This window comes from Halapricum hydrolyticum (assembly GCF_025517535.1).
Lineage (GTDB): Archaea > Halobacteriota > Halobacteria > Halobacteriales > Haloarculaceae > Halapricum > Halapricum hydrolyticum.
The window spans coordinates 183,801-207,195 of record NZ_JAOPKC010000002.1; the positions used below are offsets into that span (position 1 = coordinate 183,801).

Sequence of the window (23,395 nt, forward strand, 5' to 3'; positions counted from 1 at the left end):
CGGAGGCGACAGCCACACCCTTTGTCGGGCCAATCGTCAGGTATGGCACTCTCGCGACGCACGTATCTGGCACTTGTCGGCGGAACTGCTGCCGTCGCCGGGTGTTCGACCGGCAGTGCGCAAGCGCCGAGCTACGACGCCCCGTCCGTGGCCGTACCCGAGGCGGTCAGTTCGCACCTCTCGGACGCGTCGAACTTCGACGGCACGGCACTCGATCTCACTGGCCGTGACGAAGTCGAAGTGGCCGTCGGCGCGGAAGGAAACGCCGGATACAACGCGTACAGCCCGGTGGCGATCCAGATCACGCCCGGAACGACGGTCGTCTGGGAGTGGATCCGTGGCAACCACAACGTCATCGATACCGACGGCGCTTTCCAGTCGAACCTGGGAACGGATCTGACGTTCGAGCACACGTTCGAGGAACCCGGCACGTACACGTACTACTGTTCTCCGCACGAGAACTACGGCATGAAAGGGGCGGTCGTCGTCGAATCAGAGTGACTGGTGGGCGTTTGTGCTAAGAACGCAAGGGTGACCGTCAGCTCGAGTATCGTCTCCACACACTGGCTGTCGACTGGCGGGCCGGCGACCGAACCGATATACAGATACGCCTGTCGATAGAACCGGACAGCGTGGTCGACATCGAACCAGCGACGGCCGCCGACCCCGAGGCAATTCGCCCGGTGCTGACGGCGGCGTTCGAAGACGAGACAGAAGCCGAGCTCGTCGACGTGTTGCGCGAGGAGGACGCGTTGCGCGCCGACTGCTCGTTGCTCGCTCGCGAGGAGGATCCCGTCGGGTTCGTGGCCGTCTCCGACGCAGAACTCCCGGCCGCCCCCGGCGCGGAGGTCGTCGTCCTCGGTCCCGTCGGGGTCGTCCCGGACCGGCACGGAGAGGGGATCGGATCGAAACTCGTGCGCGAAGCCATGCGGTGTTGCGTGCGCGCGGGCTGTACTGCAGTCGTCCTCGAGGGCGATCCCGAGTTCTACGAACAGTTCGGGTTCGAACCCGCCTCCGCCTACGGACTGGAGAGCGATCTGGACCCGCCGCCGGGAGCGTTCCAGGTCTGGCCGTGTCGGCCGGGCACACTCGAGGGCGTCAGCGGTGAGGTCCGTCATCCGATCCCGTTCCACGCCCTCTAGTCCGAGAGCGGTGCGCTCTTTTTTCCGCCGCACCAACTGCCGATGGCCGATGACGACTCGCCGCGGCCCGACGGCTGCGACCTCCGAACCGGCTTCGACACCCGGTGATGACGATCCCTGTGAGTACCGAGGCCAATTTCCATACAAGAAGTGATACTGCCGGCTGTAACATTTCGAAATAATTCGCCACCCCGGGGTGGCGAATATCTTTACGAACTTACAGCCGGCAGTATGAGTGAACGTGGGTGAATCGCGTTTGCGACCCGCTGAAGTGGGCCGTTGTGCCCAAAGCGCGATTTCGTCGAGGGGCGTCGAGCCCGAGGCCAGAATCGGCGAACAGCCACATGGGTGGACGGGACGCGCTCGACGTCGGGCGCATCGATTGTACGCTACGGCTTCCAACAGATGTATGCCAGTCTAGTTAGTAATTCAACTATTATGGCGCCCTCACATACCACGGTGACGACTGGCACCGAACAGCGCACGTCGGCACGGGACACCCGGCTCCGACTGTGGAACGCCGTCATGGCAGTCCTCCACTTCCTGCAGGGGGTGGCGATGGTCATCCTGGCCGACCAGGTTCTATGGCCGGTCACACGCACCAGATACGGTTTCAATCCCGAAACCGAGACCATCTTTCCGGAGACAGTGTCGTTCGTCGACGCCAACCTCCCGCTGCTCGTGGCGGGATTCCTCTTTATCTCCGCGTTTGCACACGCCGTCATCGCGACCGTCCGGTACGACCGGTACGTCCAGTATTTGGACAGAGGGATGAACCCCTACCGCTGGTACGAGTACTCCGTGAGTGCCTCGCTGATGATCGTCGTGATCGCCATGCTGGCCGGCGTCTGGGATCTGGGAACGCTCGTGAGTCTGTTCGGACTCGTCGCGGTGATGAACCTCGCCGGACTCCTGATGGAGCAGCGCAACGAATCGACCGACGTCACCGACTGGACGCCCTACTGGGTGGGTGTCGTTGCCGGAATCGTCCCCTGGATCGTCATCGGGATCACGTTCATCGGGACGGTGACGGCCAGCGGCGGTGAGTTCCCCGAGTTCGTCATCTACATCTACGTCTCGATCTTCGTCTTCTTCAACCTCTTTGCGCTGAATATGGTCCTGCAGTACCTGGAGGTCTCACGGTGGAAGGACTACCTCTTCGGCGAGAAGACGTACATTCTACTGAGTCTGGTGGCAAAGTCCGCTCTCGCATGGCAAGTGTACTTCGGCACGCTGAACTCACCGATATAAGTATCGGAGGTCCAGGAAACGGAAGATTCCACTCGCCGGAGCGATCCGTAGCGTCTGCTGGTCCCGGCCGCAGGGTCGTCACAGCGAGACGAGCTTTCGAAGCATACTACTGGTGATCGCGAGGTGACGCTGCATCGGATCGTTTGGAATGGGGAAGCGAAGCTTCAGGAGGTCCGGTCCGGATCGATCCGCCAAGAAGTCGAGAATAGCTGTTGAGAACCGGGAAGTAACTTTAATACGATGGGTCGACCGACATGGAACCATGAGTGATTCACAAGCGTACGATCCGGTCATGGTGTCGTCGGACGGGGTGACCGTGGCCAAGCGGTTCGAGGCCGATGAGTTCCCCGTGCCGGCGATCGCCTTCCGGATCGAATCACGCCGTACGGAGCCAGTGACGATCACGCTGGTCGATACCGTCCCGGAGGACGTGGCCGTCGAGGACCTCGGTTTTCACCCGGAGTACGGGAGCGAACACTGGACGATCGACGACCAGCAGATCATCTTCGAGCGGGAGATCGAAGCCGAGTCGGAGTACACAACCGTCTACGGCATCCGCTCGACAGGAACAGACGACGTCGAGAAGTTCCTCACGGAACCGACGATCGAACAGGTCGATCCGCCGCTGGAAGACGAGGGCGACGTGCTCAACGAGTCGAGTTCCGACGTCGTCAAGGACGTGATCGCCGGCGAAAGCGACAGCGTGCCCGGGCTGGACGCCGACGAGGACGAAGAGATCGAAACGCTCGATCTAAAAGACCCCAACGCACCCGACGCGGAGGTCGGACAGGCAGACGCTGCTGACGCCGCCGGTGGCGAGGGTGGGCCGGACCAGTCAAACCTGACGACAACGCTGCTCGCGGAGATCCACCACGGGGCCGTCGACGAGGACGTCGTCCGCGCGCTCAGACAGGAACTGTCTCTGGACGGCGCGGATAGCGGGGCGACCGACGCCCGGATCCAGCACCTCCAGAACGAAGTCAGCGACCTGGCCGCCTACACCGAAACGCTCGAGGAGTTCCTCGCCGAAAACGGGACGGGCGAACAGCTGATCGCGGACTTCCGGAGCCGCCTGGGCTCTTTCGAGGACGAGCTCGATCGAATCCAGCGGTTGACGATGGAAAACGACGAGGAGATCGGCGAGGTTCGGTCCGAGGTCGGAGAGATGTCCGACCAGATGTCCGGCGTCGAGGACACCGTCTCGTCGGTGGAGGGAACGGTCGAAGCGGTCGAAGGAACTGTCGAGGAAGTCGAAGGGACCGTCGAAACGCTCGACTCGCAGGTCGGGGAAATCGACGAGGAAGTCGATTCGCTCGGCGAAGACGTGAACGGAATGGACGAACACCTCGCCACGCTGGAAGGGGAGATCGATTCGCTCCGTGGCGAACTCGAGGAGGTCGACAGCCGCGTCAGCGACGTCGGCGACGTCGACGACCGGATCGACGACATCGAGACCGAGATCGAAGACCTGAAGCAGTGGCGCGAACAGCTCTCGTCGGTCATCGGCGGCGGCGAGTAACGTCACCGGCACTCCGGTAGCGAGTTGTCGGCACGACCGAAGCTTCGTACGACCGATACAGAAGGGATTTCCAGCGGTCCGTATCGAACCGGTTCCGTTTTATCCGCTGCTCCGCTGGGATCGACAATGACAACCGTCAGCGTCGCCGTCCCGCGAAAGGGACGGCCACTCGAAGCGGTGCTCGAACGGCTCGCCGACCGCGCCGGCGCCACAGACGTAGCCGACCGGATCAGTTCGACGCTGCGCTACGAGAAAGCGATCGCCAAGGGCAACCAGTCGGCGGACGCGGACGTCTACGACCGACTCGCGGCGTACAGCGACGTCTCCGAGCCGACCGAACCGGAGTATTCGCTACTCCGAGACGACCGCGACGGTATGCCGCGACGGGTGGTGTTCGACAGCGTGACGATTCCGACCGACGAGGGGGCGGTTCGACTCGTCGGCCGGGAAGAGCCGTTCCGCGCGCTTCGCAAGCACGAGTTCGCCCTCGGATTCGACAGTGCGGATCTCGTTCTCGAGGAAGTCGTTGAACTCCGATCCGATCCACTCGGCGACCTGAGCGCGGTCAACGAGCGTATCGATCCGATGGACACCGACGTTCGGATCCGAACCGGCCTCGGCGACACGGTCTATCACACGCTGCTGGCGACGCCCGACGTCGCGCCGCCCAACAGATCGCTCGACCGATCGTTCGTCGCCGAGTACACGGGGTCACTATGTATCTCACCACGGTACGAACGGCTCGTCGAGGCCGTTCTCGGAACCGACGCGCTCGACGGCGTCGAGTTTACCTATCCCGAAGCGAGCCAGACCGAGGAGTTGGCCGTCGCGAACGCCGGGATGGGCGTCTATCTGACTGTGACCGGATCGACCGCCCGCGAACACGGTCTCGTCGTCGGCGAGTCGCTGTTCCCCAGCGAGACGGTGCTGCTGGAGAACGACGTCGAGCGGACCGACGAAACCGACGCCGTGGCTTCGCTTCTCGCCGGCGAGGACATCGACACCGAACTCGCGCTGGCGTAGCCGTCAGGTCAGCGGCGTTTCTTGTGACCCGGGATCACGGTCATCGTTGCAGTCTAGCAAAGACCTTTGACGAGTCCAGAAGTATTGACAGTCATGACGGACGTACTGATCGTCGGCGGCGGTCCCGCCGGACTGAGCGCGGCACTGTTCACACAGAAGAACGGTCTCGAGACGACGGTCTTCGACACCGACGACACCTGGATCCACAAGGCACATCTGTTCAACTATCCGGGAATCGGGTCGCAAGACGGCTCGGCGTACCTGGAGACCCTGCGGACGCAGGTCGACAGCTTCGGCGTCGAACGCCGCCAGCAGGAGGTCACCGACGTTACGACTGCCGACGACGGCTTCGCTGTCACGACCGACGAAGGCGAATACAAAGGAACGTACCTGGTGCTGGCGACCGGTGCGGATCGCGACCTCGCCGACTCGCTGGGCTGTGCGTTCGACGACAGTCTCGTCGATGTCGATCTGTCGATGGAGACCAGCGTCGACGACGCCTACGCGGCCGGTGCGATGGTCCGCGCCGAGGAGTGGCAGTCGATCATCTCCGCCGGGGATGGAGCTGCGGCAGCCCTGAATATCCTCTCGAAAGAGAGGGGCGAGCACTACCACGACTTCGACGTGCCTGCCGACGCCGCTGCAACGTTCGGCCCCGACGAAGAGTAACGGATCGAGTCGGCTCGACCCGGACGAAGCGTAGCGAATCGAAGAGGCGACAGCGCGGCCGTTTTCACGCTCGCTCGCATACGCCTAGGTATGAAGATCCGCGGCGAACGCGAGTGCCAAGCCTGTGGCACCCAATGGTCGTACTACGAGACGGGATCGATCACGTGCCCGGAGTGTGGCAGTATGCGGAGCGTCGGCGTCGACGAGCGCACCGAACACACCGACAACCCCGCGGAACTCGATCTTTCGCCGGTCACGGGGGCGATCGACGCCGAACCGATCGACCGCGTCGCCGAACGTGCCGTCGAGCAGTGTCGCGAATACGTCCGCAAGCGTGGGTTCATCCGCGGCGGCGAGCTACGCCATCTCGATCCGACGTTCGTCGCGGCCGTCGAACTCCAGCACGTGGCGAGCGAGCTCGCCCGCTCGATGCGGGTGGGCGAGGACGAAGAGCTGTATTTCCTGGCGCTGGTTCGAGGGGCAGCGGACGGTCAGCGACCGGCTCCCGACGATGTGCCAGACACGCTGGCGGCCGCACGCGGGCTCGCGACCGCTGCGGTCATCGACGCATACCGTCGCGATCTGACGCGCTATCTGACCGAGCATCCCGATCCCGAGGCACGCACGACGATGGGGCGGTTCGTCGATCACCGCAAGCGGATCGAGGCGCTCGACGGCTCGATCCAGCCGGACGACGCCGAGACGCTTCTGGACGGCCTGGCCGAGTTGAGCAGGTACGCGGCTGCCGGTGATCAGGCAGCGCTTGCGTCGGCGCGTGATCGACTCGACGGACTCGAATAGCGAATACGGAGATCTAGGGCAGTTCGACCTCGATATCGGCCCGGTTGCCGGCGGCTTTGACCGTGTTGTACAGCAACATCGCGCGGGTCATCGGACCGACGCCGCCCGGAACCGGCGTGATCGCGCTCGCCTTCTCCTTTGCGCTCTCGAACTCGACGTCGCCGACGAGTTCGTACCCCTTCTCGGTGTCGGCCTCGACGCGATTGATGCCGACGTCGATGACGACGACACCGTCCGAGAGCATCGACCCGTCGATCATCTCGGGGACGCCCGCGGCCGCAATGACGATGTCGGCCTGCCGGGTCTTGGCTGGCAGATCTTCGGTCCGGGAGTGACAGACCGTCACCGTCGCGTTCCCGCCCTCGGTTTTCTGCATCAACAGGTTCGCCATCGGCTTGCCGACGATGTCCGACCGGCCGACGACGACGGCGTCTTTGCCCTCCGGATCGACGTCGGCGGCAGCCAGGAGTTTCTGGATGCCGTGTGGCGTGCAGGGTTTGTATCGGGGCTCGCCGGCGACCAGCCGACCGACGTTCTCGGGGTGGAACCCGTCGACGTCCTTCGCGGGATCGATCGCGCGCAAGACCGCACGCTGGTCGACGTGCTCCGGGACCGGCATCTGGACGAGGATCCCGTCGACCGACTCGTCGTCGTTGAGCCGTTCGATCGTCTCGAACAGCTCTTCGGCGGGCGCGTCGGGCTCGATCTCGATGTCGATCGCCTCGATGCCGACCTCCTCGCAGTCGTCCTGCTTCATCGAGACGTACGTCTCGCTGGCCGGGTCGTCGCTCATCAGGACCGTCGCGAGCGTCGGGGTCGTCCCGTCGGCTTCGAGCGTGTCGATGTTCTCGCTCAGGTCGTCTCGGATCCGCTGGGCGACGGCATTACCGTCAATGACGTGGGTCATTACCTCAACCAGGGCGGCCGTGGCTCAAGAACGTCCCGGATTCGACTCGCACTACCGGCTCTATTCACGAACAGGTCTTCTCACTGCGGACAGTCCCCCTCGGTCAGCGGCCGGGAATCGCCGCCCTGCTGGACGAACTGTGCTGTCCCGTCGGGGAGTGACACGACCGCCGCCTGCCCCCCGTAGCCGTGTTGCTGGTCGTGTCCCCGGACCACGACACAGGCGACGCCTGCCGGGATCTCGATGGTCTCCGAGCGCGTGAACGGTGCCGTCGAGTGGGCGTGAAGGAGCGTCCGCCGGCCTAGTCGAGTTCCGTCGAGGCGTTCGACCTGCCACCAGTCGGCGTAGCCGTCCTCGCCGTCATCATCGTGATAGAGGGTGACGTCGAACCGGTAGGCACCCTCTCCGTCTGAAGTGATCTCGACGTCGACGACGTTCGCCTCGCGGAGATCGAGATCCGCTCCACCCGAGGTCGGTGTCCCGTCGGTAGTATTGTCGCTCGTGGGTGTGGGAGAGTCCGACGCACAGCCAGCGAGTACGCTCAGGACGCCGACACAACTCGCGAGCACTGAACGGCGCCTCGTTCGGCGGGGTACAGACATCGGATATCGGTAGGGGAAGACGAGCAAAAAGTGACATCCTCCGCGCCGTTCACGGCGCGGCTTCCCCTCACCGCCGAAAGCGGAAGCGTTGGGAACTTACGTTCGCACACCGACGAGTACAGGGAGTGCCACGCCCCCGTTACTCCTATCCCGTAGGGGATTCGGAGGTACCTTGTTGTTTGCTGTCGGTATCCTCGCCGCTCCCGCAAGGGATACCTTGCGAGAGTCGGGTTGGAATCCCGAAATTGTCCAATTGTCCCGACATGGGGGCGGCCGTGCCGCCTCGGTTGGGTGTGCAAACGGGCGTGGCAGGCAAAAATGTGCCGCTGTGACGCGATTCACGCCCGGCGTAAACGCCGGGGGATTCTCTCGCTGTTGGAAGATAGGTGGTTACGGAGGACTCACCGGCCCGGTTTCACTCGTAGAGGGGTTCCTCGTCGTCGTACAGCGGGTACTCGTCGGTGAGTTCCGTAACGCGTTCGCTGACCTCGGCGACGACGCTGTCGTCGTCGGGTGCGTCGACGACCTCGTAGATCAGATCGGCGACCTCGCGGCAGGTGTTTTCGTCGAATCCGCGGGTCGTCAGCGCGGGCGTGCCGGCGCGAATACCGGATGGGTTGAACGCCGAGCGCGTCTCACCGGGGACGGTGTTCGCGTTGAGGACGATCCCCGCTTCCTCGAGGGCTTCTTCGACTTCCTTGCCCGTCGTGTTGGGGTGTGACGGGCGGAGGTCCACGAGTACGAGGTGGTTGTCGGTGCCGCCCGAGACCAGTTCCAGCCCGTGTTCTTGCAGTCGGTCGGCCAGCGCTTTCGCGTTGGCGACGGTCTGGGCGGCGTAGTCCTCGAAGGCGGGTTCCAGCGCTTCCTTGAACCCGACGGCTTTGCCCGCGATATTGTGCATCAACGGACCGCCCTGACTCCCGGGGAACACTGCCGAGTCGATCTCGTCGGCGTATTCCTCGTCGCACATGATGATACCGCCACGACCGGAGCGGATCGTCTTGTGGGTCGATCCGGTGACGAAGTCGGCGACACCGACCGGCGAACTGTGGACGCCAGCAGCCACGAGACCGGTGATGTGTGCGATGTCGGCGAGGTGGTACGCGCCGACGTCGTCGGCCACGTTCTGGATGCGCTCCCACTCGACTTCTCGCGGGTACGCGGAGTAGCCCGAGACGATGATGTCCGGATCGAACTCGCTTGCGTGTTCGGCCAGCCCCTCGTAGTCGATGTAGCCCGTCTCCTCGTCGACCTCGTACTGCTCGACCTCGTAGACCTGGCCCGCGAAGTTCGCGGGATGACCGTGACTGAGGTGGCCACCGTGGGTGAGATCCAGCGAGAGAATCTTGTCACCGGGTTCGAGCATCGCCAGGTACACGCCCATGTTGGCCTGGCTACCGGAATGGGGTTGGACGTTGACGTGTTCTGCACCCCACAGCTCTTTCGCACGGTCGATCGCCAGTTGTTCGATATCGTCGGCGTACTCACAGCCGCCGTAGTACCGCGAACCCGGGTACCCCTCGGCGTACTTGTTGGTCAACACCGAGCTCTGGGCCTCGAGGACTGCCTCGCTAACGTGGTTCTCGCTGGCGATCATCGCCAGCGTCTCGTTCTGCCGCTCGACTTCGCCCGAAAGGGCCGCCGCGACTTCCGGATCGATCGCTCGGACCGCGTCGTAATCCATGTTCGTGGTTGACGGCCGGCCGGATAATAATCTACCTGTCTGCGCCCGCGGCAGCGAACGTCGTGGCAAGCCGATCGCGCCGCGACCGATAAATACAAGTCGGTGAACCGTACATCTGGAAGATGCATGGTCACCTGGGGGTGACAGTCCTGTGCGAACGTCGCGACGATCGACCGGTCGTAACGACCACGGATACGTGTCGACCATCGTTCGGCGCGTGTCGCCCGCCACGACAGATCGCGGGCCACATCGGACGTGCGACCGCGAACGACAGCAGCAGATCGCTGCCACGGACGTCCGAACTCGAGAGAGCTGACCGAACGGGCGGAAACGTCTGGCTGACCAGTTTCCGCCGGTCATCGCGGTGGTACGCCGTTTGGTGGAAACGTACGGCCCGTATCGCGACGGGTGCGCCGGAACTGTTGCTCCGGCCGCGGGAGACCTGCGACCATGGCCACACGATCTCGAGGACGCTCGCGACGTGTGGCCAACCCATCTTCGGTCCGGCATAGAGCGGAGCCACCGTCAGTGAGCGGTGAGTCCCTGTTGTCGATATGGGGATCTCTGGAATAGTTTCATTCTGGAATATGTGAATATATACCGCAGGCACTATTTATACGATTGATGATGAAAGAATCAGCGTCTATTCCCGTCGTTATCGGCCCCGATGGGAGATCGCTAAACCGCCCGTATTCGGCCACTTCCGTGGGTTTAAAGAGGGTGGCGGATGTAGCGCCTATAAATCGACTCCTGCTTGACCTTACATTCTAATGAAATAAAACCAACTGCAGCGATACAATTAAATGCACGCGGGGAGTAGGTAGTAATACAACATGGTCAGCCAAAACATCCTCGAGTCGGACGTTGAAAGCATACTCGAAACGACGCTCTCGGACGCCGACGAGTTGGTCGTCGTCAATCCCTCACACGAGACAGTTCGAGCACTCGTTTCGTCGATGGGTGGCCTCGACGACGTACCTGTTGTGAACGTACTCGCAGAGGAGCGGACACTCAAGGACGTCATGGACGACTTCCTGGTTGCGAGTGCCGCAGCCGATCTGATCGAAGCGGACACGCTTACGCTACGCGTGCTTGAGGATCCGCCGGTCAATTCGCTGTTGATTTCGACAGACTCCGTCGTCTCGCTCGCCACGGCAGGCGAGCGGGTCGCGGGCCTGACGACGACGGACGACGACTTCGTGACGGACGCATACGAACACTACACCGAGCAGTGGGAAGTCGCAAAACGGTTCAAGCTCCGCACACCGCCCATCTCCCGGGTCCGTGAGACGCTCGGACGAGACATCGGCGAGGACGTTGCAGCCGACTTCGACGGCGTGCTCGACTCGCTGGAGACGGCACGGGGCAACGGAGAGGGTCTCGACGAGGTGACGATCAGCCTGCTGGTCGCCGCGAAGAACGGCGAACTGCTGTACGACATCAGCAAGTGGGGCGAAGACATCGGCCTCGCGAGCAAAGCCACGTTCTCGCGGACGAAGACACAGCTCGAAGATCAGGGCCTGATCGACACCGAGAAGGTCCCGATCGACGTCGGACGGCCGCGGCTCCGACTGAAGTTCGGCAAGGACGAACTCCTCAACGCCAGCGCGGACGAACTGGCGAGCGTCGCACAGAGCCTGATCCAGGCAGAGTGACTGCCGCACCGTGATGAGATAGCGAGCACGAATCGACGCCGCGGGGTTTTTTCCTCCGGCCTACATCTGGACAGCCAGTGATGACTGTAGGTCTCGTCGGATCGGGGCCGGCAGCCGAGGCCGTAACTGCCGCGGTTGCCGACGTGGACGTTTCCGTGACCCAGACAGATCCGTCAGCGTTTGGAAGCGAACAGCTCGGTATCGTCGTCGCGATCGCAGGTGATCGGGCATTCGAACGGGCGAATCGACACGCGATCGAGACGGAAACACCGTGGATCGCGGTCGAACTCGGCGGCATCGGCGGCTATCCGGTCGTCGACGCCGCAGTCTCCGGGTTCGATCCGACGAGTGGGTGCTACGCGTGCCTCCAGGGCCGGGTCGGTGCGACCGTCGATCCGGAGGCACAACCGAGTGCCGCACCGGCTGTGCCGATCCAGCGGTTCGCGGGCGCGATCGCGGGCCGTGCCGCCGCGATGGCAGTCACTGACGGCGATTCGCCGCTGTTCGGACGCGTACAGACGATCCCACAGGCGACCCACCCGCTGCTCGAACTCCCCGGCTGTCGATGTGGATCGGACCTGTCCCCGGAGTTCGAACGCAACACGTCAGCGGGGACCCTCGAAGACGCCCTCGAGATGGCGGAGCAGGCCGTCGACGAGCGGACGGGAATCGTCACCGAGATCGGTGAAGTCGAGTCCTATCCAGCCCCGTACTATCTGGCGCAGGTCTGTGACACCAGCGGATTCAGCGACGCGACGGCCAGCCGGGAGGCGGCGGGCGTCTCCGACGACTGGAACGAGGCGCTGATGAAGGCACTCGGAGAAGCGCTCGAACGATACTGTGCCGGTGTCTACCGGACCGACGACTTCACCGCAGCCGCGGCGGCCGACCTCGACGGTGCAGTCACGCCGTCGCTTTTCGTCTCGCCGGAGCAGCCGGACGACGGTGCGCGACGCCAGTGGGTGCCCGGCGAGCACCTCCAGAGCGGCGACGACGCCTGGCTCCCGGCGGAACTCGTCTATTATCCCCCGCACGAACAGGACATCCGCCCGGCGATTACGACCGGGCTCGGTCTCGAACGCTCGACGGTCGGAGCTATGCTCGCCGGGCTGTACGAGATCGTTGAGCGCGACGCCGCAATGTTGTCGTGGTACTCCACGTTCGAGCCGCTGGGACTCGAGGTGAGCGACGATCGGTTCGAGGAACTGGCGGCTCGCGCCCGGTCGGAAGACCTGTCGGTGACGCCGCTGTTGTTGACCCAGGACATCGACATCCCGGTCGTCGCCGTCGCCGTACACCGGGAGTCAGCGTGGCCGCGGTTCGCGCTCGGATCGGCCGCGGATCTGGATCCCGGGGCCGGCGCGCGGTCGGCGCTCGCGGAGGCCGTCCAGAACTGGCTCGAACTCGACGGGATGGGCCGCGAGCAGGCAGCCGAGGCAAGCGGCGCGATCGGCTGGTACGCCGACTTCCCCGAAGAGATCGAAGCGTTCATCGACGTCGACCAGTCGGTGCCGGCCGCTGACGTGGGGCCCGAGGAGTTACCCTCGGGTGAAGACGAACTGGATCTGGTTCTCGACCGGCTCGCGGAGGCCGACCTGGACGCGTACGCGACCCGTATCACGACCCGGGACGTCGCGTCGATCGGCTTCGAAGCCGTGCGCGTGCTTGCCCCGGGCGCACAGCCGCTGTTTTTCGACGACGCGTACTTCGGCGAGCGCGCCAGAACCGTGCCGGAATCGCTCGGGTTCGAACCCCGTCTCGACCGGGAACACCACCCGTTCCCCTAGATACCGAACGTCGCCCGGATCATGTCACGGGTGCCGGGTCCGAGTCCGACCGCGGCGATCGCCATCAGCAGGACGATGGCGTACCGAGGGTTCTCGTCGATGAACTCGTCGTTGAACAGCCAGACGATCGCCAGCGCGACGGCCATCTTCACCAGCAGGAACGGCCAGGAGGTCCCGATGACGCTGGTCACCGACGACGGGAACACCGTCTCGGTGACCGAGATGATCGTCGCGTTGGCGGGGTGTTTCGGAACGTACTGGAAGGGGAGCCCGAAGGCGTCCCACCAGTCCGACGCAAGGACGTTCGCGACGCCGTCGATGGCGTGGGCCCAGAGAACGACCAGCCCGATATAGCCCGTGCCGCTGTTGATCTCGGGGGCAAATCGATCCGCGAGCCAGTACAGCGCGTACGCGATCCCCGTCGCCAACCCGACGGTCACCAGCAAGAACGCGGGGTACTGTCCGATCGATTCCTCGAGGACGGAGGCGGCGACCAGTCCGGAAAACGTGACGACGAACAGGACCGAGCCGATCGCTCCGAGCACCGGCGGATACGACTCGACGAAGTCGTTGCGTGACAACCAGACGCTCACCAGCAGTGCCGCGAGCGTGAGGAAGAAGACGGTGAAGTAGATCAGCGGGCTGATGAGCAGCGTGTTCAGCGGATAGCCGATGAGCTGCTCGCCGCCGTGTGCCGACTGTGCGAGCCAGTTGTTCGCGTCTTCGACGACCCGAAGGGCCCCGCCGAACAGCATGAACGGAACCAGTCCGAAGAACAGGTTGCGGTTGCGACCCAGGTGTAGCTGCCTGAGCAACAGCAGGATCCCGATCAGGAAGAACAGCCCGACGATCATATACCCGACCTCCGAAACGAGGGTGTATCCGGGTTCGGCGACGACCAGCCCCTGATCGGCCGCATTCGAACAGGCCGCCTGTCCGGATTCGAGCGAGACCGAGCCACCGTCGTTGACTGCACACCGTGCGTTGTGCGCGTCGGCGTACACAGGGCCCCAGAAGTACCGCCAGATGAAGCCGTCGTAAACCTGCCGCGGTGCGAGCACCGAGCCGGCCGCGAGGGCGACGACGCTGGCGAAAAACGTCGCGAGCCACGCGCGGGCAGGTCCGGTTCTATCGATGACGTCCATGCCGAACACGCCGGGGCGGGGCGTGTTTAGGTTTCCGGTCGTGGACGGTGCGGACGTCCCCCCAAAGGCAACTCCGAGACCCTTATCCTCGCCGGTAACCAACAGACGAACACGCGTGGCTATCACGGACAAGATCTACGTCAAGAACCACCGTCAACTCGCCTCACAGATGGAAACGAACTTCCCGAAGGGGGCGTTCTCGGGTGCGACGCTGGATCTACTGTTCCAGGGGGAGAACCTGGCGAAACTCGACGACACGACCCGCGATCGCGTCCTCGATTTCGCCGAGGACTTCCTGGACTGTGACTGTGAAGGAGCACCACACTGTGGCCATCCCGAACGGAAGTTCATCGCCTATTTGCTGGAACTGCGCGAGACAGGCCTCGGACCACAGGCGATGGTCGACGTGATGAGCGACGAATACATGGTTTATGCGTATCCGGGCGACATCCGGTCGTTTCTGGACGATTCGATCAGGCAACTGGAAGCGATCGAGACGCTGGCCGACGTCGACGGGCAACCCGACGCGACCGACGCGGCCCGACAGGCGCGAAAACGGCTCCGCTAGAGGTCCTCGAAATCGCCGATTCGGTAGGGCTTGTCGTCTTCGTCGCCGTCGAGTTCTTCCAGTTGGACGACGTCTTCCTGGTCGTTCTCGTCGAGTTGCTGTCTGAGTTCCGTCGCGTAGCGCTTGTACTCTTCCAGTTGCTCCCGGAGGTGGTCGGCTTCGAGCTCGAGCCGCTCGTGCTCGCGAACGAAGCTCTTTGGAACCTCGATCTTCGGCGGGAAGCTCTGGCTGTCGCTCCCTTCCTCGTCGAGTTCGTGTTCCGGGACGACCTTCACCTGGCCGTCGTGGGCGACGAGCATGTCGACGTAATCCCGGAAGACGGCCGACAGCGAGATGTCGCGCTCCTCGGCGATGTCACGGAGCGTCTCGAACTTCTCCTGGCTGACCCGGAAGGAGATCGTCTTGTTTTTGTTGCCCATGAATGTGTGGATATCGCCCCTCCTGGTACTTAATCGTTTGTCAGACGCTCGCACGTTCACCCCGGTCACAACGAGAACGAGGCACCAAGCAGTACGGCGTTGATCGTGGCGGCGAGGAGCCACGGCAGTGCCAGTCCTATCGGAACGACCGCACCACGCTCGTCGAGCGAGAGGCGCACACCCACGCCGACGACGACGATGAGCAACTTGACGCCCAGAAGGGCAACGATCCCGGCCGCTTCGATGGCGGTACGCATCAGCGGATTGGCCTCCGTGAGCCCCACCTGTAGACCGTAATGTGTGAGCACTACGTCCGCGAAAAGCGTCACGAGCAGCACGATCCAGAGCTGTGGCTCGACAGCAGCGAGGCGGTCGACGACCCGACGATCCCCCTCCGTATGGTTTCCCTGTGATGACAGTCGTATCGACATCGAATCCCCCACGATCCGCCCTTATCTGGCGACACGCGACCCCTCTGGGTTCCTACACCCAGACGCGTGGCACCACTCCTCACGGACGGTTCACAGGATATTTTGGTCGGGAGAAACAAGTACTTTTCCGCTACTGTTCGCTCATCGCTTCGCTGGCCATGTTTCGACCCTGCGCGTTGAGCGTCACTTCCGTGCGGGTTCGAACCTTGTCGACAGCACCGACCTCGAGCAGGTGCTGATAGATCTCCTCGACCTCGTCGACGTCGATCCCGACGAAATCCGCCATTTCGAAGGGGGAAACGCCGGAGTACAGCGCCATCAAAACCTGGCTCTCTGCTTCTGAGAGTTCGTAATCGTCCTCTCGACGCTCGACGACGTGCTCGAATAGCGTCGCCAGCACGGTGGTGTGCCGGGCGTTGCCGGAGAGGTGAGTCTCGACACTGCGATCGTCCTCGTCGGTGTGTTCGACGGCGACGATATCGCGCTCGGCCCCCATGACGGACCCCGTACGCTCTTCGACCGTCCCGACGTCGTCGATTTCCGCCGTCAGCTGGTCCCCGTCGGGAAACTGAAGTTTGAACACGTCCGCATCGAGGGCGAACTTCGCTTTCGACCACGTCGTGTCGTCCTGGACGACACCACCCACGACTGCCGGGTGTTTCGCGAGAACAACGGATCCGCCGAGATTGGCTCGACAGTAGGTCTCGACGAAGTCGTCTCTGTCAGTCGCCGTGACGACGAGCACGGACGAACCGACGCGAAGGGTCACCGTCCCGGCCGTCTCGATGTCGTCCGGAACGACCGATTCGTCACGGGGGATCGTCACTTTCCCGTGCGGGATCACTTGTTTCGAGCCGTCCTGTGCGACGACGAGGCGTTTGTTCGTCAACAGCAATCGACAAGACGTCCAGGAGGGCTGGTCGACGGGCTCACCGTCCCGCACCACGTCGTAAACGTCACCTGCTGTCTCGAGGAGTTTCCGTTCGTCGCCGCTCATTGGCCGCCGTTGTACGAACGTAGGTCGGCAAGCGGTTATAAATCCCGGTCGTGGCGATCGAGATTCAGAACCGGCAGGTCCGCTTTCACGGGAGGGACACGGGAGAGACAGCAAACAGCATTCGTTGGACGGCCGCATTGATCAGGGGCTGTACCGTGTCGTGCCCTTCGAGAGCAATCGTCACGCGTGTCCCGTCCCGGCTGATCTCGGCGTCGTCGAGCGCGTTTCCGATAACCTCGTCGTCGACGCGCTGCTCGAGGAGGACCGGGATCGCTTCGGCGTACTCCTTGAGCTGTCGCGCACCGGTCCCGTCGTCGCCCGTCACCTGCATGACAACTCGCGGTCGGTCGCCGACGGTCGACAGCGAGCCGGCGACGAACCGGACGCTGTCGACCACGTCACGAGAAAACCGCGGTAGATCGCGTGTGATCGCGTCGATCGTCCGCTCGCCGGCAGCCGTGGCGTCGATCGCGAACGTGACCGGCCCGGACGGGACCCGACCGTACGCCCGCCGGACGGCGGGTCGCACGGCGTCGTTCGATCCGGTGTCGGTCGCGACGACGGCGCGCACACCGCCGCCGACGCCGACGACGTGTCGGCCGTCTTCGAGCGTGCCGACGGTCAGACCGGTCTCTTCGAACGTGTATGCGGGTCGCCCCCCGACGGTGGTTTCGGTCGCTTCGCCGTTCTGTGATTCGATCGCCGAGACCACCTCGGTGGTCGACCAGCCGGTATCGATCACCGCGCCGGCCACGCCTTCGGCAGGCGTGGCGAAGCCGACTGCCTGCTCGATCTCGCGCGGATCGAGGCCGACCTGTCCCTCGACGATCGCCGCCAATCCGTTGACGTCAGTCGCAGGCACGGCGTCGTCGAGCAGCGCGCGCAGGGGATCGGCGTCCAGAAGCGCAGCCACGTCGGCGGTCGCGAACGCCGTCGCGGTCGCAGGCACCGGACCGACCGACGGCGTCGACCCGGATCCCAGCACCGGGATCCGGTCGAGGCACCCGGCGAAACCGAGTCCGGCAACCGCTCCTGTCGCGCCTCGAAGGACCTCACGACGCGACCGTCGGGAACCATCCATGTGACGGGATGTGTCCGCCCGGTACAAGTATCACGCGTTACACACCCAGAGAAGCAGTCGACGGGGCCGAGCGCGAGGTCCCGTTATTCGACGTAGTCGATGTCGTCGCCGAGTTGCTGGGCGGCTTTTTCCTGTTCGGCCTCGCTCTTGCCGTAGATCTGGGGGCTCTCGACGCCCGTGACGACGATCATCGTCTCCATCTTGCCCTCGTGGTCCTGGTCGACCGACGCGCCCCAGATGATCCGCGCGTCGGGGTCGATCCGGTCGTAGATCTCCTCGACGACGCCCTCGGCCTCTTCGATGGACATGTCCGGACCGCCGACGACGTTCACCAGCGCGGAGTTGGCACCGTCGAACTCCACGTCCAGAAGCGGCGAGCGTAGCGCCGAGCGGATCGAATCCTGGGCCTTGTTCTCGCTGTCGGACTCGCCGAGCCCGATCATCGCGACGCCGCCGTTCTCCATGATCGTGCGGACGTCGGCGAAGTCGACGTTGACCAGTCCGGGCTTGGTGATCAGTTCGGTCATCCCCTTGACCGAGCGCATCAGCACGCGGTCACAGATCTTGAACGCGTCCTGCAGGGGCATCGACGGGGCGTAATCGAGCAGCCGGTCGTTGGGCACGACGATGACGGTATCCGAGACCGCGCGCAACCGTTCGAGCCCGGCGTCGGCGTTGGCCCGGCGGCGCTCGCCCTCGGCAGTGAACGGGATCGTCACGATCGAGATCGTCAGCGCGCCCTGCTCCTGGGCGGCCTGGGCGATGACCGGAGCCGAGCCCGTACCGGTCCCGCCGCCGAGACCGGCGGTGACGAACACCATGTCGGAGCCGTCGATCGACTGCTGGATGTCCTCGATGTTCTCCTGGGCAGCCTCCTCGCCGATCTTCGGGACCGATCCGGCCCCGCGACCGCCGGTGCGCTTGCGACCCATGAGGATCTTCGTGTCGGCTTTGACCTCGTCGGCGAGGTGCTGGGCGTCCGTGTTAGCGGCAACGAGCTTCGCGCCGTGGATGCCCTCCTCCATCATGCGCGTGACGGTGTTCCCGCCGGCGCCGCCTGTCCCGACGACCGTGATCTTCGTCTCGAGATCCTCTACGACACTGGCCAGCTCTTCGTCGCTCATCTGCCCGGAGGTCGAGACCTCCTGAGACGACTGTCCGGTGCCGTCCTCGGAAGCCGGCTCCTGGTGTTCCTGCTCGGCTTCCTCCATGGCATCGTCGATGATCGAGTCCATATTTAAAGGGGGATTGCAGAGCCACATATTTTATTCTTTGCACCTCGGCTGACGTGCGTCAGACGATAGATTCGAATATGCGATTTCGGAAAATGGTTCAGACAGAGTAGAGACACGTCGCGAGGGTTCGCGAGAGACGTCCAAGAATCTGGAAACGAAACGGTGGGAACGCCGTCGCCGGGAGCACGATAGCGCCGACGTGGGGCGACACGACGTCGGTGGATCCGGGTCGGTCCGGAACTGCCGTCGTCCAGGAGTGAGCTACGACGTTTCCGGCATCGGAAACCGACGCTCGCGCTCGACGTGCACGACGTCGGGATCGATCGTCCGACCGTCGATTTCGACCGGTTGTCCGGCCGAGAGCTTCCCGAAGGCCGGTCCTTCGGGGATACCGAGCGTCGCGGCTTTCTCGGGATCGAACTCCCGTTTGCGTGCGACGACGGCGTGGGGGGTCCGTTCGACCGATTCGTATCTCTCTGTGAGAATCCCGGCGAAGTCGTCGACGATCGCCGACAGTGTGCTCCCCTCGGCGAGTGCCACCCGGTCGCCGAGTTTCGTGCCGCCTTCGACCGTGTCGAACCCGATCGCCCGCCGTCGGACCGCCGCGAGCGCGCGGTCGGGATCGATTCCCTGGACCTCGTCCCGGAGGTCGGCCGGTAACGCGGAGACGACGAGCGATCCCTCGTGGTCGCGGGCCCTGTCGCCCAGTCGCGCTCCCGCGTCGATCGGCCCGAGCGCGTCTTCGACCCGCTCGACCACCGAGAGCGGGACGCCGGTGGTTTCGTGCGTGAACGTTTCGCCGACGACGCGGTAGCCCAGCGATTCGATCGCCGAAGCCAGGTCGGGTCGATCGTCGGCCAGCAGCGCATACTCGGCCCCGCTCGCCTCGAACGCGGCCCGGAGAACCTCGTGGTCAGGCTCGCCCATCGCATCGAGCGCCCAGTCCGCGCCGATGTGACCGATCGCCCAGTCGGTCTCGCGGACGACCCGTTCGAACCGGGGAGCGTAGTGACCGCCACCGAAGCCGACGAGGTGGCGTCGGGCGTCGTTTTCCCGGGGCGCGTCGGGCGCGATACCGCGGAGGTCGAGGATCGCCTTCGCGACAGCCCGGGCCGCATCGGGGTCGTCCCACTGTGGTTCGGCGCTGCCGACCTCGACGAACATCGACGGCGTGTCGATGTCGGTCGGACCGTGATGGGTACACTCCATGCCGACCTCGTACGCCTCGGGTGCATGGCGTGAGAGTGCCTCGACGACGCTGGCGTGAGCGTTCGGTGCAGCGCGGGCGAAGGCGCCGTCTTCCCCACCGTACTCGGCCGGGCCGAAGTTACCTGTGTGGTGGGCTGTCAGCAGCTTTCCTGTCTCGCCGGCGTGCTTGGAGGCGAACACGAGAAGGTCGGGGTCGTCGAAGACTGTGTCGACCGCGTCGAGTTCGAGATGACGGGTCTCGAATTCGCGGAGTTCGACGTCGTCGAGACGGTAGACGTCACCGCCGCCGTCGGCGTCGGACCGGGTCTCGTCGGCCTCGACATCCCAGTCTGCAAGCGTCAGCAACTGCTCGCCGATGTTTGCGGACGCGCGATCGGCCCGGGAAACGACGATTCCGAGCATCAGTCCGCAGGTTCGACCGCGAGCGGTTCCCGTCCCAGCGCGGCCCGGGCGGCGTTTCGCGCGCGAGTGAAGACCTCGGTCAGTGCGTGGCGGCGTCGATACAGCAGGACGAACGCGAGCACGAGATAGAGCACGGTGAACCCGTGGAGGAGGTCGATACTCAACGCTTCGGGATGTGCGACCGAGAATACGCGCAACACGAGAAACTCGATGGCCACCTGTGAGATGAACAGCCCGAACAGTGCGAGCGCCTCCCGCATCGAGATCTCGAAGTTGATGAGGATCGACAGCGCGAACAGCGACTGTGCTGCGGTGATCCAGATCTCCGCGGACTGTTTGGTGTCGAACGGTAGCGTCCCGAGTCCGCCGGCAGCGATCGAGTAGACGATCGCCAGCGTCCCGATCAGCAGCGTCCACTGATTGAGCTTCGAGGAGATCAACGCGTTGAACCCGGCCGTCGAGCGTGCCTTGTTGACCAGCACGGCGACGACGATCAGTTCCGGCGACTCGCTGGCCAGTGGTGCGATCCACTGGATCATGAAGAACTCCGGGACCCCGAGTGCGATCCCGATGTCTTCCAGCCCGTGCGCGAACGGCTCCACGGCAGTGAAGATCATCAGCCCGGAGTATGCAAAGAGCGTCAGAACGACCGTGACCCGGATCGGACGTGCCTTCGCCTGGAAGTACGCGGGGACGCCGACGTGTTCCTCGGCCTCGTCGACATCGCCCCGGATAATGATCCCGATGTAGAGAATGTACAGCCCGAGCAGCAACACGGTGTCAACGAGACCGATCCCGCCGGAGAGCGGAACGAGGAAGGCGAAGACGGTCGCCAGAAACAGGAACGCGATCTCGGTCGCGAGTCCCCGGTCGATCGTCACGACGTCAGCCAGCAATCCCGGGCGCTTCTGGACGGCTGGATCGCGCGTGCGCACCGCCTGCCAGACAGTATAGAAGGCGATACCGGCCCAGCCGATCCCGATGAGAATCCGGTTCGCCCCCGTCATGTTCGCGACCGCGAGGTTGGCGTCGTGGCAGGCTCGCGCCAGCGCGTCGGCCGCCGGCGTGGAACTACACGCGGCCGTCGTCGCACCGCCGGAACCGGCACCCCACGCATACAGGGCGTCGACGGCGTACTCCGGTGCGACAGCAAGGACGGCCAGCACGGCGATGGCAAACGCCCGTGGAACGTCTTTCTCGGCAGTTTCGGCGGCCCACGCGAGCAGGAACGACGCGCCGAGAACCGCCAGCCCGGTCACTGCGACTGTGGCGTACGTCCCTGTCGAGACACCCAGGAGGCGGACGGCGACCCAGGGTGCCGACAGGAGACCCGCAATCGCAACCTGTCCGAGGGGATGACGAAGTCGGCTCACTATCCTGAGACACCGGACCGCTCACGGAAAGTCTTGCGAAACGTCCGTCGGAACAACCGCCCGGACACCACATCGTGAAAAAGCAGTTCGACGACAGTCTCGCTAGAGTTCGGCGACGACTGCTCCGCAGTCTGCACAGGCGAGGACCGGCTGTTCAGGGTCGCCACGCACCGAACCAGGGCCGCCACAGCAGTCCTGTCGCGTCGATTCTTCGACCGGGCCGCCACAGACTGGACACGTCTGGAGGAAGGTGCGCAGCGGCTGTGCGGCGAGCGCCCGGATTTCCGGGGGCAGGTCCCACTCCTGCAGCGCCTCGACGGCGGTTATCTCGGCGATGGCGACGGAACGGCGAAGCCAGATGTCTCGACCGCTGGCCAGGAGCACGTGGTCACCGTGGAGTTGTGCCTCGATGTCCGTCGGGGACGCGGCTTCGGCCCGGGCGAGAAATTCGGACTCCTCGGCAGTCCGCAGCGTCGCCATGCGATCGGTCCAGGCCTCGCGGAACGCGTCATTCAGGAACAGCTGTTCGCCGTCGGTTTCGACGACGCCCGCGGCGACGAGCGATTCGAGGACGGCGTCAGGATCCGGCTCGTCCGCCCCGTCACCCACGTCGGAAAGGACATCGGTTTCGCGTGGCGGCCCGGTGTGGCCGAAATCGAACGGGAGCGGTTCGACGAGCCGCGGGGCGAATCGCGGTGTCCCGGGGACGACGTAACCACGGAGCGCGAGCACCGCGAGACCGACCGCAACGGTGACGACGGCTGCGACCGCGCTCCAGACTGCGACAGCGGCACCGACGACGGCGATAATGGCGAGATTGACGACGGTGCACGGTCGGCAGCGGTTGTCACCGGTGTACTCGGGTCGACGCAATCGATCGAGGGGTGTGAATTGACTCATGAATACTCACAGCTGTTGTGCGGGCTTTTTTACCGGTTCGCCGTGGACGGCGTGATAGACGGTCGGGAACGCGGCCAGACCGACGACCTGAACGACGCCACCGAGCGGCGTGAGCAGGAGCGTTCCGGCGGAAACGGCCACGTGGCCGACGCCCATCGACGCGAGGAAGAACACCACGCTGAAGTACGCCACGCGGAGCGGTGCTGACGTCAACTCCGCGCGCCGCGGCCACTCGCCGACCGACGGCGAGCCCGCCCTGAACGCCGCGAGCGCGACGCTCCCCGCGGCGATCGCAGTTAATCCGGCGAGCGGGACTGCGTCCGGATACAGCATCTGTGCGAAGACGACGACGGCGAAGCTCGGCGTCGAGAGGACCGAAAGCTCCGCGCCGCCGAAGAACACCCGTTCGAGCCACTCGCGAACGCCCGCCACGTTACCACGCTCCGCGCGAAAAGCAAACGACTGGTGTCTCTGTCACGGTTGCCAGCCACTTCACGAGCCAGCGGTTTAACTCTTGCAGGCTTGGCTCTCCTGTGACAGCAGCCTGTCACTGTCCTCGGCCTCGCCGACAGCAGCCGTCGGGGCCGGTTCGCAT

At 64.3% G+C, this 23,395-nt stretch carries 23 protein-coding genes; 10 read left to right on the top strand and 13 right to left on the bottom strand.

The window, feature by feature from the left end:
- Positions 1–42 precede the first annotated feature (42 nt).
- The 7 genes from OB916_RS03860 to OB916_RS03890 all read left to right on the top strand — a co-directional run bounded on the left by OB916_RS03860 (position 43) and on the right by OB916_RS03890 (position 6,405).
- Positions 43–501 carry a halocyanin domain-containing protein gene (locus tag OB916_RS03860; RefSeq protein ID WP_315907964.1) on the top strand — a complete coding sequence of 153 codons (459 nt, stop codon included), beginning with the start codon at positions 43–45 and terminating at the stop codon, positions 499–501.
- 131 nt (positions 502–632) lie between these two features.
- A complete protein-coding gene (locus tag OB916_RS03865; RefSeq protein WP_315907965.1) occupies positions 633–1,142 on the top strand; it encodes a GNAT family N-acetyltransferase in 510 nt (169 codons plus the stop codon).
- A gap of 438 nt (positions 1,143–1,580) precedes the next feature.
- Positions 1,581–2,393 carry a heliorhodopsin HeR gene (gene heR / locus OB916_RS03870; RefSeq protein WP_315907966.1) on the top strand — a complete coding sequence of 271 codons (813 nt, stop codon included), beginning with the start codon at positions 1,581–1,583 and terminating at the stop codon, positions 2,391–2,393.
- A 262-nt stretch (positions 2,394–2,655) separates the two neighbouring features.
- Positions 2,656–3,912 carry a hypothetical protein gene (locus tag OB916_RS03875; protein ID WP_315907967.1) on the top strand — a complete coding sequence of 419 codons (1,257 nt, stop codon included), beginning with the start codon at positions 2,656–2,658 and terminating at the stop codon, positions 3,910–3,912.
- 126 nt (positions 3,913–4,038) lie between these two features.
- Positions 4,039–4,935, top strand: coding sequence for a hypothetical protein (locus tag OB916_RS03880; protein ID WP_315907968.1), 897 nt, complete (start codon positions 4,039–4,041; stop codon positions 4,933–4,935).
- 93 nt (positions 4,936–5,028) lie between these two features.
- Complete coding sequence (locus OB916_RS03885; RefSeq protein WP_315907969.1) at positions 5,029–5,604, top strand: NAD(P)/FAD-dependent oxidoreductase; 576 nt, start codon at positions 5,029–5,031, stop codon at positions 5,602–5,604.
- A 90-nt stretch (positions 5,605–5,694) separates the two neighbouring features.
- The gene (locus OB916_RS03890; RefSeq protein WP_315907970.1) at positions 5,695–6,405 is read left to right on the top strand and encodes a DUF7117 family protein; all 711 of its coding nucleotides are present in this window, start codon (positions 5,695–5,697) and stop codon (positions 6,403–6,405) included.
- A gap of 13 nt (positions 6,406–6,418) precedes the next feature.
- Here the strand turns inward: OB916_RS03890 and folD are convergent, their stop codons facing one another.
- The 3 genes from folD to glyA form a co-directional block, all read right to left on the bottom strand.
- On the bottom strand, positions 6,419–7,312 hold the full coding sequence (folD, locus tag OB916_RS03895) for a bifunctional methylenetetrahydrofolate dehydrogenase/methenyltetrahydrofolate cyclohydrolase FolD (RefSeq protein ID WP_315907971.1): 894 nt from the start codon (positions 7,310–7,312) through the stop codon (positions 6,419–6,421).
- 80 nt (positions 7,313–7,392) lie between these two features.
- Positions 7,393–7,914, bottom strand: a complete 522-nt coding sequence (locus OB916_RS03900) for a hypothetical protein (protein ID WP_315907972.1) — start codon at positions 7,912–7,914, stop codon at positions 7,393–7,395.
- A gap of 415 nt (positions 7,915–8,329) precedes the next feature.
- Positions 8,330–9,598: a serine hydroxymethyltransferase gene (glyA, locus tag OB916_RS03905; protein ID WP_315907973.1), complete on the bottom strand. Its 1,269-nt coding sequence runs from the start codon at positions 9,596–9,598 to the stop codon at positions 8,330–8,332.
- Between the two features lie 833 nt (positions 9,599–10,431).
- On the opposite strand from glyA, the gene tbsP reads away from it, so the two are divergent.
- Positions 10,432–11,253 carry a transcriptional regulator TbsP gene (gene tbsP, locus OB916_RS03910; RefSeq protein WP_315907974.1) on the top strand — a complete coding sequence of 274 codons (822 nt, stop codon included), beginning with the start codon at positions 10,432–10,434 and terminating at the stop codon, positions 11,251–11,253.
- An 80-nt stretch (positions 11,254–11,333) separates the two neighbouring features.
- Positions 11,334–13,040: a YcaO-like family protein gene (locus OB916_RS03915; protein ID WP_315907975.1), complete on the top strand. Its 1,707-nt coding sequence runs from the start codon at positions 11,334–11,336 to the stop codon at positions 13,038–13,040.
- Here OB916_RS03915 and OB916_RS03920 read toward each other — a convergent pair.
- Positions 13,037–14,185 (bottom strand): DUF63 family protein, encoded by a 1,149-nt coding sequence (locus OB916_RS03920; RefSeq protein ID WP_315907976.1) that lies wholly within the window; start codon positions 14,183–14,185, stop codon positions 13,037–13,039. The two genes, OB916_RS03915 and OB916_RS03920, sit on opposite strands and share 4 nt — an antisense overlap.
- A gap of 115 nt (positions 14,186–14,300) precedes the next feature.
- Between OB916_RS03920 and OB916_RS03925 the strand changes: the two genes are divergently transcribed.
- Positions 14,301–14,753: a DUF5814 domain-containing protein gene (locus OB916_RS03925; RefSeq protein WP_315907977.1), complete on the top strand. Its 453-nt coding sequence runs from the start codon at positions 14,301–14,303 to the stop codon at positions 14,751–14,753.
- Here the strand turns inward: OB916_RS03925 and OB916_RS03930 are convergent.
- The 9 genes from OB916_RS03930 to OB916_RS03970 all read right to left on the bottom strand — a co-directional run bounded on the left by OB916_RS03930 (position 14,750) and on the right by OB916_RS03970 (position 23,232).
- Entirely contained in the window at positions 14,750–15,172 is a 423-nt protein-coding gene (locus OB916_RS03930; protein WP_315907978.1) for a CopG family transcriptional regulator, read from the bottom strand. The genes OB916_RS03925 and OB916_RS03930 overlap by 4 nt on opposite strands.
- A 65-nt stretch (positions 15,173–15,237) precedes the next feature.
- Entirely contained in the window at positions 15,238–15,603 is a 366-nt protein-coding gene (locus OB916_RS03935) for a DUF5658 family protein (protein WP_315907979.1), read from the bottom strand.
- A 130-nt stretch (positions 15,604–15,733) separates the two neighbouring features.
- Complete coding sequence (locus OB916_RS03940; protein WP_315907980.1) at positions 15,734–16,600, bottom strand: CheF family chemotaxis protein; 867 nt, start codon at positions 16,598–16,600, stop codon at positions 15,734–15,736.
- A gap of 85 nt (positions 16,601–16,685) precedes the next feature.
- Positions 16,686–17,681 (bottom strand): hypothetical protein, encoded by a 996-nt coding sequence (locus tag OB916_RS03945; RefSeq protein ID WP_315907981.1) that lies wholly within the window; start codon positions 17,679–17,681, stop codon positions 16,686–16,688.
- 83 nt (positions 17,682–17,764) lie between these two features.
- The gene (gene ftsZ, locus OB916_RS03950) at positions 17,765–18,916 is read right to left on the bottom strand and encodes a cell division protein FtsZ (protein WP_315907982.1); all 1,152 of its coding nucleotides are present in this window, start codon (positions 18,914–18,916) and stop codon (positions 17,765–17,767) included.
- 261 nt (positions 18,917–19,177) lie between these two features.
- Positions 19,178–20,527, bottom strand: coding sequence for a D-aminoacyl-tRNA deacylase (locus OB916_RS03955; RefSeq protein ID WP_315907983.1), 1,350 nt, complete (start codon positions 20,525–20,527; stop codon positions 19,178–19,180).
- The gene (locus OB916_RS03960) at positions 20,527–21,903 is read right to left on the bottom strand and encodes a sodium/calcium exchanger protein (RefSeq protein ID WP_315908132.1); all 1,377 of its coding nucleotides are present in this window, start codon (positions 21,901–21,903) and stop codon (positions 20,527–20,529) included. Before OB916_RS03960 ends, OB916_RS03955 begins: the two co-directional genes overlap by 1 nt.
- A gap of 99 nt (positions 21,904–22,002) precedes the next feature.
- Positions 22,003–22,800: a hypothetical protein gene (locus OB916_RS03965; protein WP_315907984.1), complete on the bottom strand. Its 798-nt coding sequence runs from the start codon at positions 22,798–22,800 to the stop codon at positions 22,003–22,005.
- 6 nt (positions 22,801–22,806) lie between these two features.
- A complete protein-coding gene (locus OB916_RS03970; protein ID WP_315907985.1) occupies positions 22,807–23,232 on the bottom strand; it encodes a hypothetical protein in 426 nt (141 codons plus the stop codon).
- Positions 23,233–23,395 lie beyond the last annotated feature (163 nt).